This is a genomic window from Actinosynnema pretiosum (assembly GCF_002354875.1).
Lineage (GTDB): Bacteria > Actinomycetota > Actinomycetes > Mycobacteriales > Pseudonocardiaceae > Actinosynnema > Actinosynnema auranticum.
Genome location: NZ_CP023445.1, coordinates 6,249,468 through 6,262,686, shown reverse-complemented (window position 1 = coordinate 6,262,686; position 13,219 = coordinate 6,249,468). Strand labels below are relative to the sequence as shown.

General features: G+C 73.7%; 11 protein-coding genes. 5 read left to right on the top strand and 6 right to left on the bottom strand.

Annotation, left to right across the window (positions count from 1 at the left end; all coding sequences use genetic code 11):
- The first annotated feature begins 349 nt into the window (after nucleotides 1–349).
- Both CNX65_RS26560 and CNX65_RS26555 read left to right on the top strand, forming a co-directional pair.
- On the top strand, nucleotides 350–1,138 hold the full coding sequence (locus CNX65_RS26560; protein WP_096496195.1) for a lytic polysaccharide monooxygenase: 789 nt from the start codon (nucleotides 350–352) through the stop codon (nucleotides 1,136–1,138).
- A 69-nt stretch (nucleotides 1,139–1,207) separates the two neighbouring features.
- The gene (locus tag CNX65_RS26555) at nucleotides 1,208–1,828 is read left to right on the top strand and encodes a DUF305 domain-containing protein (protein WP_096496194.1); all 621 of its coding nucleotides are present in this window, start codon (nucleotides 1,208–1,210) and stop codon (nucleotides 1,826–1,828) included.
- Nucleotides 1,829–1,880: 52 nt separating this feature from the next.
- Here CNX65_RS26555 and CNX65_RS26550 read toward each other — a convergent pair whose 3' ends face one another.
- Entirely contained in the window at nucleotides 1,881–2,789 is a 909-nt protein-coding gene (locus CNX65_RS26550; RefSeq protein WP_096496193.1) for an RluA family pseudouridine synthase, read from the bottom strand.
- A 71-nt stretch (nucleotides 2,790–2,860) separates the two neighbouring features.
- Nucleotides 2,861–3,739 (bottom strand): SDR family oxidoreductase, encoded by an 879-nt coding sequence (locus tag CNX65_RS26545; RefSeq protein ID WP_096496192.1) that lies wholly within the window; start codon nucleotides 3,737–3,739, stop codon nucleotides 2,861–2,863.
- Between the two features lie 101 nt (nucleotides 3,740–3,840).
- On the opposite strand from CNX65_RS26545, the gene CNX65_RS26540 reads away from it, so the two are divergent.
- The gene (locus CNX65_RS26540; protein WP_096496191.1) at nucleotides 3,841–4,413 is read left to right on the top strand and encodes a TetR/AcrR family transcriptional regulator; all 573 of its coding nucleotides are present in this window, start codon (nucleotides 3,841–3,843) and stop codon (nucleotides 4,411–4,413) included.
- Nucleotides 4,414–4,563: 150 nt separating this feature from the next.
- Here the strand turns inward: CNX65_RS26540 and CNX65_RS26535 are convergent, their stop codons facing one another.
- The 4 genes from CNX65_RS26535 to CNX65_RS26520 form a co-directional block, all read right to left on the bottom strand.
- The gene (locus CNX65_RS26535) at nucleotides 4,564–5,181 is read right to left on the bottom strand and encodes a DUF4230 domain-containing protein (RefSeq protein ID WP_096496190.1); all 618 of its coding nucleotides are present in this window, start codon (nucleotides 5,179–5,181) and stop codon (nucleotides 4,564–4,566) included.
- Between the two features lie 137 nt (nucleotides 5,182–5,318).
- On the bottom strand, nucleotides 5,319–6,698 hold the full coding sequence (locus tag CNX65_RS26530; protein WP_157767868.1) for a PucR family transcriptional regulator: 1,380 nt from the start codon (nucleotides 6,696–6,698) through the stop codon (nucleotides 5,319–5,321).
- A 132-nt stretch (nucleotides 6,699–6,830) separates the two neighbouring features.
- Nucleotides 6,831–7,427 (bottom strand): hypothetical protein, encoded by a 597-nt coding sequence (locus tag CNX65_RS26525; protein ID WP_096496188.1) that lies wholly within the window; start codon nucleotides 7,425–7,427, stop codon nucleotides 6,831–6,833.
- 59 nt (nucleotides 7,428–7,486) lie between these two features.
- The gene (locus tag CNX65_RS26520; protein ID WP_373565551.1) at nucleotides 7,487–9,379 is read right to left on the bottom strand and encodes an ABC transporter ATP-binding protein; all 1,893 of its coding nucleotides are present in this window, start codon (nucleotides 9,377–9,379) and stop codon (nucleotides 7,487–7,489) included.
- 292 nt (nucleotides 9,380–9,671) lie between these two features.
- On the opposite strand from CNX65_RS26520, the gene CNX65_RS26515 reads away from it, so the two are divergent.
- Nucleotides 9,672–10,568 carry a proteasome assembly chaperone family protein gene (locus CNX65_RS26515; protein WP_096496186.1) on the top strand — a complete coding sequence of 299 codons (897 nt, stop codon included), beginning with the start codon at nucleotides 9,672–9,674 and terminating at the stop codon, nucleotides 10,566–10,568.
- 410 nt (nucleotides 10,569–10,978) lie between these two features.
- Nucleotides 10,979–13,006 carry an acyltransferase family protein gene (locus CNX65_RS26510; RefSeq protein WP_096496185.1) on the top strand — a complete coding sequence of 676 codons (2,028 nt, stop codon included), beginning with the start codon at nucleotides 10,979–10,981 and terminating at the stop codon, nucleotides 13,004–13,006.
- The last annotated feature ends 213 nt before the right edge of the window (nucleotides 13,007–13,219 follow it).

The window sequence follows — 13,219 nt, the reverse complement described above, 5'->3', positions numbered from 1 at the left end:
TGATCGATTCGGCCACGGCGGGTCCAACCGCCGTCGCAGCGCGTGGTCGACGCCCTCGTCCGCCGCGTCCCACCCCTGGTGACGCGGCTCGCGATCGGCGTGCCGCCCTTGCGCCGCATGGCCCTCACGTGGTGGTCTACGTGACGTCGCGCCAGTTGGTTCACCACCTTGACCCGCTTGACAATATCGCTTTATGGTCTAGACCAAGCGATGGTCGACGTCTCCCTCCTGTCGGTGCGCCGATACCCAAACCCTGCGGGTCCGGCACACCTGGACGTCCCCACTCGCGCACGAAACCCTGCCAAGGGCGCGCTCGTGGAGCGCGCCCTCGTGAGGAGCTGGACACCCCATGGAATTCAAGCGGAAGCTCGCGGCGGTCCTGGCCGGCGTGGGCGTCACCCCGTTCATCGTCGTGCTGGCAGCGGGCAGCGCCAGCGCGCACGGCTACATCTCGTCGCCGCCGAGCAGGCAGGCCTTCTGCGCCCAGGGCGCGATCCCCTGCGGCAACATCAAGTACGAGCCCCAGAGCGTCGAGGGCCCCAAGGGCCTCACGAGCTGCGACGCGGGTCTGAGCCAGTTCTCCGAGCTGAGCGACGACAGCCGCAACTGGCCGACCACGAGCGTCGGCGGCAAGGTCACCTTCAACTGGACGCTGACCGCCCGGCACGCCACCGCCACCTGGCAGTACTTCATCGGCGGCCAGAAGATCGCCGAGTTCAACGACGGCAACAAGATCCCCGGCGCGACCGTGAGCCACTCGGTCGACCTCGGTGGCCGCACCGGCAAGCAGAAGGTGCTCGCCGTGTGGAACATCGGCGACACGCCCATGGCGTTCTACAACTGCGTCGACCTGCAGGTCGGCGGTGGTGGCACCACCGACCCGAAGCCGGAGCCCACCACCACCTCGCCGAAGCCGCCGACCACCACGCAGCCGCCGAGCAGCTCCTCCAGCGCGCCGAAGCCGACCACCACCTCGCAGAGGCCGCCGTCGGGCGGCGGCGAGTGGGCGCCCAACACGCCCTACAAGACGGGCGACCAGGTGACCTACAGCGGCGCCACCTACAAGTGCATCCAGGGCCACACCACCCTCCTGGGCTGGGAGCCCTCCGCCACGCCCGCCCTGTGGCAGCGGCTCTGACCACCGGCTGATCGCGCCCCCGGCCAGTGCCGGGGGCGCGTCCCCCTGCCCTTGAGGAGCACGAAGCCCATGGCACAGAACAAGAACAGGCGCGCGACCGGTGTCGTCGCGCTGCTCGCGGGCGCGCTGCTGCTGTCCGCCTGCGGGTCGGGCGGCGACGCCGGGCCCGCCCCCGCCGCCGCGACCGGTTCGGCGAGCCAGGCCGCGTCCGGGCAGAGCGCGGGCGGCGACCACAACGCCAGCGACGTCATGTACCTCCAGATGGCGATCGAGCACCACCGCCAGGGCCAGGACCTGGTGGAGCTGGCCGAGACCCGCGCCACCCGCGAGGAGATCAAGACCCTCGCCTCGGCCATCGCGGTCACCCAGAAGTCCGAAGTGGACAGCATGGTCGGCTGGCTCCAGGAGTGGGGCGAGCCGGAGTCCTCCGGCGCCGACCCGCAGGTCCACGCCGACCACGGCGGCGACCACTCCACCAGCCCCGAGCTGATCGCCGAGGTCGCGGGCAAGAGCGGCGCCGAGTTCGAGACGGCCTTCCTGAACCTGCTCATCGCACACCAGCACAACGCGGTCGACCTGACCAAGGTCGTGCGGGAGAACGGCGCGAACCAGCGGACCAAGGAACTGGCCGAGCGCGTCTTCCAGTCCCGGACCGCGCAGATCACCCAGATGCTCAAGTACCTGAGCTGAGCGGACGTCCGCGCGGCGCGGGCGGGTGTGGCACCACCCGCCCGCGCCGGGCTCAGCTCCAGGCCCCGAGCGCCAGCGAGCTGGTGAACCGGCGGTGCTCGCCGGTCACCGGGTCGGTGAACTCCAGCGCCTTCGCCAGCAGCTGCAGCGGGTCGGTGAAGTCGTCGAGCGGCTTCTCCCGCAGCACCGGGTAGAAGTCGTCGCCCACGATCGGCACGCCGAGCCCGCTCAGGTGCACCCGCAGCTGGTGCGTGCGCCCGGTCGTCGGCAGCAGCCGGTAGCGGCCCAGGTCACCCCTGCGCTCCACCAGCTCCACGCGGGTCTCCGCGTTCACCGGCCCCGGCACCTCCCTGGCGGTGATCACGCCCTTCTCCTTCACGATCCGGCTGCGCACCACGCGCGGCAGCTCCAGGTCGTCGCGCACCGGGGCGATCGCCTCGTACTCCTTGCGCACCAGGCGATCGGCGAACATCGTCTGGTACCGCCCGCGCAGCGCCGGGTCGACCACGAACATCACCAGCCCCGCCGTGACCCGGTCCAGCCGGTGCGCCGGGCTGAGCGCGGGCAGGCCGAGGTCGCGGCGCAGGCGCACCAGCGCGGTCTCCACGACGTGCTTGCCGCGCGGGATCGTGGCCAGGAAGTGCGGCTTGTCCACGACCAGGACCGCGTCGTCGCGGTGCACCACGGAGATCTCGAACGGGACCGGGACCTCGACCGGCAGGTCCCGGTGGAACCACACCGCGCCGCCGGGCGTGAACGGCGCGTCGGGGGCCACCGGGCCGGTCAGGTCGTGCACCCGGCCCTCGGCGAGCATCAGGTCGACCCGCTCGGCCGGGACCGGGAGCCGCTCGACCAGGTGGTCGCGCAGCGTCGCCCACGGCCCGTCCTCCGGCATCCGCACCCTGGCCGGGTCCAACCCGTGCCGCTGGGACAGCCCGGCCGGTCTCTGCTTGCGCCTCACCCGGACATTGTCGCTGATCGGGAGCGCGGTCCGGGACGCGTGCGGCGCGGCGGGACGCGCCGCACGCGGGCTCAGCCGAAGTAGTGCCCGGCCTCCAGGTCCGCCAGCAGGCCGGGGCCGGTCGGGCGCCAGTCGAGGGACTCGGCGGTCAGCGCGGCCGACGACGGCTGGTCCACGCCCATCAGCGCGCCGACGAACCCCAGCCCCGAGACGTCGCCGCTGCCCGCGGGCACGCCGAGGCGGCGCCCGATCACCTCCGCGACCTCGCGCAGCGGCACGCCCTCGTCGCCGACCGCGTGCAGCACCGCGCCCGCCTCGGCCCGCTCCAGCGCCACCCGGTACAGCCGGGCCGCGTCGGCCACGTGCACGGCGGGCCAGCGCTGGGACCCGTCACCCGCGTGCACCGACGTGCCCGCCTCCCCGGCCGCCGCGACCAGCATCGCGATGAACCCGTGGTCGCCCTCGCCGTGCACGGACCTGGGCAGCCGCAGCACGGACACCCGCACGCCCCGCTCGGCCAGCGCGAGCGCCAGCGCGGTGTTGCCGCCCCGGTCGCCGGGCGCGCCGGTGGGGGTCAGGCCGTCGCGCTCGGTCGACGCCCGGCCCGGCGTGAACGGGGTGCCTGCCGTGACCACCAGGGGCTTGCCGGCGCCCTCCAGCGCGTCGCCGAACGCGGCGATGGCCCGCGCGTCGATCTCGACCGCCTCGGCGAACCGGGTGAAGTCGTGCACGAACGCCAGGTGGACGACGCCGTCCGCCGCCCGCGCGCCCGCGCGCAGCACCGCCGGGTCGGTCAGGTCGCCGCGCAGCACCCGCGCGCCCGCCGCCTCCACGGCCGCAGCCGACGCGTCCGACCTGGCCAGGCCGGTGACCTCGTGACCGGCCGCGATCAGCTCGGGGACGACCGCCCGGCCGACCCAGCCGGACGCGCCCGTGACGAGAACCCGCATGTCCCACTCCTCCGCGTGCCGCCCCACCGCCAGTGATGGGACTTGGTCTCGTGACCGTAGCACGAATGATGGGACCAAGTCCCGTCGCGTAGGGTGGGGGCATGGGCAGATGGGAGCCGAACGCCCGCGAGCGGCTGCAGCGGTCGGCGCTCGCGCTGTTCGCCGAGCGCGGGTACGACAGCACCACCGCCGCCGGGATCGCCGAGGGCGCGGGGCTGGGCAAGAGCACGTTCTTCCGGCACTTCGCGGACAAGCGCGAGGTGCTCTTCGACGGTCAGGAGCAGCTGAACGAGGCCCTGGTCGCCGCGATCGCCGCCGCACCGGCCGAGGCCGGTCCGTACGAGGTGATCGGCCTGGCGCTGGACGCGATGGGGGCGTTCTTCGGGCCGGAGCGGCTGGAGTGGGCGCGGCAGCGGCAGGCCGTCGTGCAGGCGCACAGCGAGCTGCGCGAGCGCGAGCTGCTCAAGATCGCCTCGCTCACCGAGGCGTTCGCCGGCTCGCTGCGGGCGCGCGGGCTGGGCGCGACGGCCGCCGGGGTCGCGGCGGAGCTGGGCGGGCTGGCGTTCCGGGCCGCGTTCGCCGGGTGGATCGCCCCGGACAACGCGCTGGGCTTCCCGGAGGTGGCGCGGCGGGAGCTGGCGGCGGTGCGGGAGGCGGCGGCCTCGCTCGACTGAGCGCCGGGTCCGGGCGCGGCGGTGTCGGGGCCGGTGCGCGGAACCGGTGCGCGGTGGGGGAGAACGAGAGCGGGACGGGCCCCTGAGGACCCGTCCCGCGACAGCTGGTCGACCTGTGCCCGCCGGTTCGCCCCGGTCAGCTCGCTCCGGTCAGTCGTCCGACCCCCGGAAGCTCACCTGGTAGCCGAGCGCCCCGAGCATCCCGGTCAGCATCTTCTTCGTGCTGTCCACCGCGCGCTTGCGCAGCTCCGAGGTCTGCGCGGCCTCGGCCAGCTTCTGCTCGGCCGCCACGTAGAACGCCTGCTGGTCCTGCGCCTGGACCAGCGAGGCCAGCCGGTCGAACAGCCCGCGCTCCTGCGCGAACACGTAGCACTTGTCCTGCTGGAGGTTCGGCTTGTCCAGCTGCGGCGACGGCAGGTCGATCTCGACGGTCTTGCTCTCCTGCGACACGGTCATCGACCGCTCGTCCATCGTGCCGAAGTCGACGAACGCGTTGACCGTGCCCGCCGCGACGAACAGCGTCCGCTGCCCGGCCAGCGCGTCCGGCACGAACCGGACGTCCTGCTCGATGTCGAGCACCACCTGGTAGTCGCCCGCGGCGGCGTGGAACTGGCTCAGGTCCCGCAACGACTTCAGCACGGCCGGTTGCGACCGGTCGACGACGTCGGTGCCGAACGGGTCCCAGACCTTCGTCAGCGTGAGCGTGCCCAGGACGGCGGCGGCCAGCAGGACCGCGACCCCGGCGAGCACGCCGATGCGCCTCTTCATGCGCCGGGTGTACCCGATCGCCCGCGCCCGCAACCGGGCGGGGGTCGATCGCTTCGGGCGGCGGCCTCGGGAGGCGCGCCGCGAGGGGCGGGTTCCCCCTGGCAGGGAGGGGGGAACCCGCCCGTCCCGCAGCGGCGTCAGCGGGGTTCGGCGGGGGAGCGCGCCGGGTGGCGCGGACGTGGCGCGGCGCCGCGCGCGGGCCGGATCGCCTGCGCGGGCTGGGGAGCGGCCGTCGTGGGGTTCGCCGCCTGCGGGGTGGCGCGGGACGGCAGGGCGGTCACCCCGGCGCGCGCCCGCTCGACCGGTCTCGCGTCGTGCAGCAGCAGCCGCGCCCGCAGCGCCATCTCCAGCGCCAGCCGCTCGTCCGGGTCGTCCAACCGGTCGCCGAGCAGCCCCTCCACCTGGTGCATCCGGTAGCGCACGGTCTGCGGGTGCACGCCCAGCCTGGCCGCCACCTCCACCACCCCGCCCCTGGTGCCCAACCACGCCAGCAGCGTCGTCTCCAACCGGTGCCGCTGCTTGGCGGTCAGGTGCGCGAACACCGCCAGCGCCCGCCCGACCAGCGTCTCCACCAGGAACTCGTCGGCGAGCAGCGCCAGCACCGCCAGGTGCTCCTCGCACCAGGTGACCCGCGCCTGCGGCAGCAGCCCCCGCCGCACCAGCCCGAGCGCCCGACGCGCGCAGCCCAGCGACCGGCGCGCGTCGGCCAGCGGCACCACCGGCCCCACCGCCGCCCGGCGCCCGCGCAGCTCGGCCTCCAGCCCGCGCCGGTCGGCCGGGCCGCCCAGCACCAGGCACGGCTCCGAGCTCTCCAGGTCCAGCAGCACGTCCCGGCCGAACGCGGGCGACGGCAGCTGGTGCTGGTCCTCCCGGTACTCCAGCGCCACCACCGCGACCCGCTCCGGCAGCCGCCAGTCCGTGGACGCCGCCAGGTCCGCCAGCGACCGGGCCGACGCGGGCGACTCGCCCAGCAGCACCTTGAGCAGCTGCCTGCGCCTGCGCTCCAGCGCGCCGCTCGCCCCGGCCTGCGCCTCCGCGTAGCCCTCGACGGCGACCCGGCACAGCTCGTCCACCCAGGCGAAGATCGCGTCGGCCACGGCGAACAGCGCGTCGCTGGGCAGCCCCAGCTCGCGCCCGTGCTCGCTCAGGTGCCGCCACACCACCCGCGCCCCGACCCGCACCGCGTTCTGCAGGGCGTCCATCGTGCGGCCTTCGAGGAACTCGACCCGGCCGCTGTAGCGCAGCACCGCCTGCCAGTCGCCGGTCGGCGCGTCCGGGTCGACGATCGACTCGAAGCACTGGAAGATCGCGGTCTCCACCGAGCCGACCAGGACCTCGCGGAACTTGCCCTCCAGGGGCTGGGCGTAGGCGGGGACGGAGCGCCGGATCTCCTGCACGGCGTCGCGCACCAGCACGCCCGCGAGCGGTTGGAGCCTGCGCGCCAGGTCGGGGGGCACCGACGACCACGGCGCGGACCCGCGGGACCGGGAACCCCGGCCGCTCACTGGCATCGCCATGCGCGTCGCCTCCGTCGGGCGGAGCGCCGCCGTGGGACCCCGCCCGACTGACCATAAAACACCGGGTCGGCGAGTCAAACGACCATTCGGAGTGCTCAGCGGCGTCCTGCGGGACAGGCGCGCGGGGCTCGGTCAGCCCTGCCCCTCGCGCTCCTCCCGGTCCTCGCCGCGCTTGCGCAGGAACGTGAAACCGGGGATGCCGAGCACGGCCTGGCGCACGTCGTCGGCGATCTCCATGAGCTGGTGGATGTCCGGGCCGACGCGGTCCAGGGTGGCGAGCATCGGCAGCACGTCCTCCAGCAGGTGCTTGGTGAGCACCGGGAGCTGGTCGACCAGCTCGATGGCGGCGTCGATCTCCTGCGGGGTGAGGTCGTCCACGAACCGCTTGGCCAGCGGCTGCGCCTGCTTCGCCAGCGGGGCGTAGGACTCCAGCAGCTCGCGGGCGGTCCGCGCGGCGGACCCGGCGTCGGTGGTGATGGCGGTCGCGGTGGTGGTGAGGTCCTGCGCGGTGGTCGTGACGACCTCGGCCTTGGCGGTCACGGCGTCGGCGCGGGCGAGGAGCGCCTCGGTCTCGTCGAGCACGGCGCGGGTGCGCGCGAGCAGCTCCTCCGCCCCGCGCACCACGGCCTCGGCCGAGGTGAGCAGCCCGAGCACCCGACCGGGCAAGGAGACCGCGGTGTCCACGGTCGAGCGGGCGAGTCCGAACAGGGCACGCGGCGTCAGTTCCACCGGTCCAGTCTGCCGCACCGGTGGAACCGACGTCGTGGATCAGCCGGGGGACGGCCGGGTCACGGCGCCGCCACCGCCCCACCCGCGGCCTTCGCGGACTCCTCGGCGAACTGCGTCCGGTGCAGCTGCTCGTACCGCCCGCCCGCCGCCAGCAGCTCCGCGTGCGTGCCGCGCTCCACGACCTGCCCGTCCTCCACCACCAGGATCACGTCCGCCGACCGGATCGTCGACAGCCGGTGCGCGATCACCAGCGCGGTCCTGCCCGCCAGGGCCTCGCCGAGCGCCTCCTGCACCTGCGCCTCCGACGTCGAGTCCAGGTGCGCGGTCGCCTCGTCCAGCACCACCACGCGCGGGCGGGCCAGCAGGACGCGGGCGATGGTCAGCCGCTGCCGCTCGCCGCCGGACAGCCGGTAGCCGCGCTCGCCCACCACCGTGTCCAGGCCCTCCGGCAGCGACGCCACCAGCCCGTCCAGCCTGGCCCGCCGCAGCGCGTCCCACAGCTGCGCGTCGCTCGCCCCCGGCGCGGCCAGCAGCAGGTTGTCCCGCACCGACTCGTGGAACAGGTGCCCGTCCTGCGTCACCACGCCCAGGGTCTCGCGCAGCGAGGCCGAGGTCGCGTCGCGCACGTCCACCCCGGACAGCAGCACCGCGCCCGAGTCCACGTCGTGCAGCCGGGGCAGCAGGGACGCGATGGTCGACTTCCCCGCCCCGGACGACCCCACCAGCGCCACCAGCTGCCCCGGTTCGGCCGTGAACGACACCCCGCGCACCACCTCCTCGCCGCCGCGCGAGTCCAGCACCGCGACCTCCTCCAGCGAGGCCAGCGACACCTTGTCCGCCGCCGGGTACGCGAACCGCACGTCCCGGAACTCCACCGACGCGGGCCCGTCCGGGATCGCGACCGCGCCCGGCCGCTCCGCCACCAGCGGCTCCAGGTCCAGCACCTCGAACACCCGCTCGAACGACACCAGCGCGCTCATCATCTCGACCCGCGCGTTGGCCAGCGCGGTCAGCGGCGCGTACAGCCTGGTCAGCAGCAGCGCCAGCGACACCACCGACCCGGCGTCCAGCTCGCCGCGCAGCGCCGAGTAGCCGCCGAGCCCGTACACCAGCGCGGTGGCCAGCGCGGACACCAGCGTGAGCGCGGTCATGAACACCGTGGTGGCCATCGCCTTGCGCACCCCGATGTCGCGCACCCGCCGCGCCCGGTCCGCGAACTCCGCCGACTCGCGCTCGGGCCTGCCGAACAGCTTCACCAGCGTCGCGCCGGGGGCCGAGAACCGCTCCGTCATCCGGTCGCCCATCGCCGCGTTGTGCCCGGCGGCCTCCAGCTCCAGCGACGCCAGGCGGGAGCCCATGCGCCGGGCCGGGACCACGAACACCGGCAGCAGCACCAGCGCCAGCAGCGTGATCCGCCAGGAGAAGCCGATCATCACGGCGAGCGTGAGCGCGAGCGTGACGACGTTGCCCACGACCCCGGACAGCGTGTCGCTGAACGCCCGCTGCGCCCCGATCACGTCGTTGTTGAGCCTGCTGACCAGCGCCCCGGTGCGGGTGCGGGTGAAGAACGCCACCGGCAGCCGCTGCACGTGGTCGTAGACGACGGTGCGCAGCCGCAGGATCAGGTTCTCGCCGAGGCTCGCCGACAGCCACCGCGCGAGCAGCCCCAGCCCCGCCTCCACGAGCGCGATCACCGCGATCAGCCCGGCCAGGCCCGCCACGAACCCGGTCGTGCCGCCGGACACGATCGCCTCCACGACCCGCCCGGCCAGCACCGGCGTGAGCACCGCCAGCGCGGCGGCCAGCACGCTGACCACCAGGTACTGCGCGAGCTTCGGCCGGGACACGTCGGCGAACCGCCAGATCCGCCTCAGCGCCGCCGCCGACAGCGGCTTGCTCGACCGGCGCGCGTTGGCGACGTGGTGCAACGAGTGCCAGGCCGTGGTCTCCATGTCCATGGGCCGAAAGCTAGAACCTCGACCATTGTGGAAGTCAACGCGATAACCCGACCGCCGAAGCGCCGTCACCCGGACGTGGTGGGTGGATCGGACCCGGATGGTGCTGGTGTGACGCCTGCGGGTCGGGTGGGTGACGGTCTCGTTTCCGCCTTCGGGGTGCGCGGGGGCCGCCGGGCGGGGAAGCCGGGACGGTCGCCACACTGACCCGACCGGCGGGGAATGGAACCGGGACCGGCGGCGTTGCCACCTGGACAAGGGGCACGGAAAGCACACTTGGAGGCACGTCGTGGCGCAGGACCCGGAGGAGCTGTTCGAGGTCGACTCCGACGTCCCGGACCTGACCGGAGCGGTGCTGCTGCACCACTTCGACGGTTTCATGGACGCCGGGTCGGCGGGCGGGACGCTGGCCGAGCACCTGCTCCAGGCGCACGAGCACCGCGTGGTGGCGCGCTTCGACGTCGACGACCTCATGGACTACCGGGCCCGCAGGCCCAGCATGACCTACGCCACCGACCGCTGGGAGCACTACGACGCCCCCGAGCTGGTCGTGCACCTGCTGCACGACGCGGTCGGCTCGCCGTTCCTGCTGCTCACCGGCCCCGAGCCGGACCGCCGCTGGGAGGCCGTGACGCAGGCCGTCATCGCGCTGGTCGAGCGCTGGGGCGTGCGGCTCGCGGTCGGGTTCCACGGCCTGCCGATGGGCGTGCCGCACACCCGCGAGCTCACCGTCATCTCGCACGCCACCCGCCCCGAGCTGGTCGTCGAGCGCTCCCCGTTCAACCGGGTGCAGGTGCCCGGCAACCTGGGCGCGCTGGTCGAGCTGCGGATGGGCGAGGCCGGGCTGGACGCGATGGGCTTCGCCGCCTACGTGCCGCACTACCTCGCGCAGGGCAGCTACCCGGCCGCCGCGCTGAACCTGCTGCGGTCCGTGGCGAAGGCCACCGGGCTCGCGCTGTCCGCCGACGCGCTGGTCGACAGCGCCCGCCGCACCGACGCCGAGATCGCCAGGCAGGTCGCCGAGTCCAGCGAGGTGGCGCAGGTCGTGGAGGCGCTGGAGCGGCAGTACGACGCGTTCACCCAGGCGTCGGAGAACCTGCTCGTCGGCGAGGACGAGTCGCTGCCGAGCGCGGACGAGCTGGGCGCGGAGTTCGAGCGCTTCCTGGCCGAGCAGCAGCGCGACTGACCGGGACCGGGCGGCGCGGGCGAGGACCCGCACCTCCCGACTCCCGGCGCACGGCCCGCGGCGGCGCGCTCCCCGGTCGGGAGCGCGCCCTCCGGCGACCGGTCTCCCGCCGCGTGCAACCTGCCGGGCGTCCCCGCGCGTTGCAGTGGTGAGACCCCCCGCGCGGACGAACCTGAAGCCCCCGACCAGTTCGCCCGAATGCTCCGGTTGATCTTGTGATGTCCCCCGCGAGGCCCTGACCAGCGGCGCTCCGCGGCCCATCACCGCACCGTGACGAGCCCGCTCACGGGTTGTCCGGAAAAGCTGACAAAACCCTGAAGATAGCGCGTCCGCCCCGAGGGGCGTGGGAAAACGCGTGGGAGCCTGCGAGAACCCCCACCTCTCGAAGGCTCCCCTGAAGGACCCCTCAGTTGACCTCTGACGTGCTCGCCCCAGCGCCACCCCGCCCCGTCGAGGGCAAACGCCGCTACCGCGCGGAGCTGCAGGGCCTGCGCGCCATCGCCGCCCTGCTGGTCGTCGTGTACCACGTGTGGCTCGGTCGCGTCTCCGGCGGCGTGGACGCGTTCTTCCTCATCTCCGGCTTCCTCGTCACCGGCCAGCTCACGAGGATGGCCGAGCGGGGCGGGGTCCAGTACCGCACCTACTGGCTCAACACGGCCAAGCGGCTGTTCCCCGCCGCCTCGGCCGTCCTGCTGGTCACGGTCATCGGCAGCGTCATGTTCCTGCCGGAGCACCGCTGGCCGGTCACCGTCGAGGAGGTCTTCGCCTCGCTGCTGCTGCTGGAGAACTGGCAGCTGACGAGCGCGGCGACGGACTACTTCAACTCGCACGTCGAAGCCAGCCCGGTGCAGCACTTCTGGTCGCTGTCCGTGCAGGGCCAGATCTACCTGACCTGGCCGCTGCTGGTCGGGGCCGCCGCGCTGGCCGCGCGGCACCTGCGGATCAACGCGACCCGCGCGGTCGCCGTCGTGCTCACCCTGGTGCTCGCGCTGTCCCTGGCGCACTCGGTGGAGCTGACCAACGCGAACCAGCCGCTCGCCTACTTCTCCACCACGACCCGCCTGTGGGAGTTCGCCCTCGGCGGCCTGCTGGCGCTGGCGATCGACAAGGTCGAGCTGCCCGCCAGGCTCCGCCTCGCGCTGGGCTGGCTGGGCGTGCTCATGCTGGCCTCCTGCGGGATGCTGCTCCAGGTCGGCACGATGTTCCCCGGCTGGGCCGCGCTGTGGCCGACCGTCGCCACCGCGCTGGTGCTGCTGGCTGGCCACACCGGCAGCCCGATCGGCGCCGACCGCCTCCTGAGCACCCGCCCGCTGCGCTACCTCGGCGACATCTCCTACAGCCTGTACCTGTGGCACTGGCCGATCCTGGTGCTGTACCTGGTGGCCCGCGACCGCACCGAGGTCGGCCTGCTGGGCGGCCTGGGCATCATCACGCTGTCGCTGCTGCTGGCCGCCTTCACGCACCGCTACGTCGAGCGCCCCACCCGCAAGGGCCGGTTCCGCCTGGTCGCCGCCGCCATGGTGCCGGTGATCGCGGCCACCGCCGTGTGGCAGCTCACCAGCGACCGGCGGCTGACCGGCTACGTCGCCGAGGTCTCCGACGACAGCCACCCCGGCGCGATCGCCCGCACCGAGGGCTACGCGTACTCCGGTGACGACAACGCCCGCCTGGTGCCGCCGATGGTGGCCATGACCGACCAGTGGTCGCTCATCCCCGGCGCGAGCTGCGAGCGGCCCGACGCGGCCACCCCGCAGCTGGAGGTGTGCACCGGCCCGGTCGACGGCGAGCCCACCAGGAAGATCGTCATCGTCGGCGACTCGCACGCCCAGCAGTACACCGAGGCGTTCCTGCCCACCGCCGAGCGGCTGAACTGGCAGCTCATCACGATGATCAAGGGCGCCTGCCCGTTCTCCACCGAGTCGGAGACCGTGCGCGGCGACCGCGAGTGCGAGGACTGGAACGCGGCGGCGGCCGAGCGGATCGTCGACCTCGAGCCCGACGCCGTCGTCACCATGGCCACCAGGACCATCCGCCTCGACCACGACGAGGAGACCCCCGACGGCTTCGTCGCGCAGTGGAGGAACCTGGAGGAGGCGGGCATCCCCGTCGTCGCCATCCGGGACAGCCCGCGCTACGACTACTCGCCGTCCGAGTGCGCGGCCCGCTACGGCGCCGAGGACGAGCGGTGCGTGATGAAGCGCTCCGACCTGGTCGCGCTGACCATCGGCCCGCCGTACGAGCGGCGCGACGACATCCCGGCCAACGTCAGCTTCCTGGACTTCACCGACTACTACTGCACCGCCGACATCTGCCCGCCCGCCATCGGGAACGTGCTGCTGTACTTCGACGACAACCACCTGACGTCGAGCTACATGCTCACCATGAACCCGATCGTCGAACCGGCGGTGCTCGGCGCGCTGGGCTGGAACGAGGAGTAGTCCACGCGGGACCGATCACGCCAGGGGGGCTCGGGCAACCGGGCCCCCCTTCGCGCGTCTGCACCACTGTCGGACACGCGTGCGACAATCGCGGTGATCTTGGACGGGAGGTCAGGCCCGTTGTCCCGCAAAGGGTTGCACGCGGCCCGAAGCTGCCGAGCAGGAACCCGAACCCGGCGACCGCGCCGGTGGGACACTCGGTCGCGGGAACTG

Excerpts from the sequence above, each read along its gene's own strand:
- CNX65_RS26530 (WP_157767868.1), bottom strand. The coding sequence starts at position 6,698 with ATGGCGATGCCAGTGAGCGGCCGGGGTTCCCGGTCCCGCGGGTCCGCG.
- CNX65_RS26520 (WP_373565551.1), bottom strand. The coding sequence starts at position 9,379 with ATGGAGACCACGGCCTGGCACTCGTTGCACCACGTCGCCAACGCGCGC.
- CNX65_RS26540 (WP_096496191.1), top strand. The coding sequence starts at position 3,841 with ATGGGCAGATGGGAGCCGAACGCCCGCGAGCGGCTGCAGCGGTCGGCG.
- CNX65_RS26535 (WP_096496190.1), bottom strand. The coding sequence starts at position 5,181 with ATGAAGAGGCGCATCGGCGTGCTCGCCGGGGTCGCGGTCCTGCTGGCC.
- CNX65_RS26560 (WP_096496195.1), top strand. The coding sequence starts at position 350 with ATGGAATTCAAGCGGAAGCTCGCGGCGGTCCTGGCCGGCGTGGGCGTC.
- CNX65_RS26545 (WP_096496192.1), bottom strand. The coding sequence starts at position 3,739 with ATGCGGGTTCTCGTCACGGGCGCGTCCGGCTGGGTCGGCCGGGCGGTC.
- CNX65_RS26555 (WP_096496194.1), top strand. The coding sequence starts at position 1,208 with ATGGCACAGAACAAGAACAGGCGCGCGACCGGTGTCGTCGCGCTGCTC.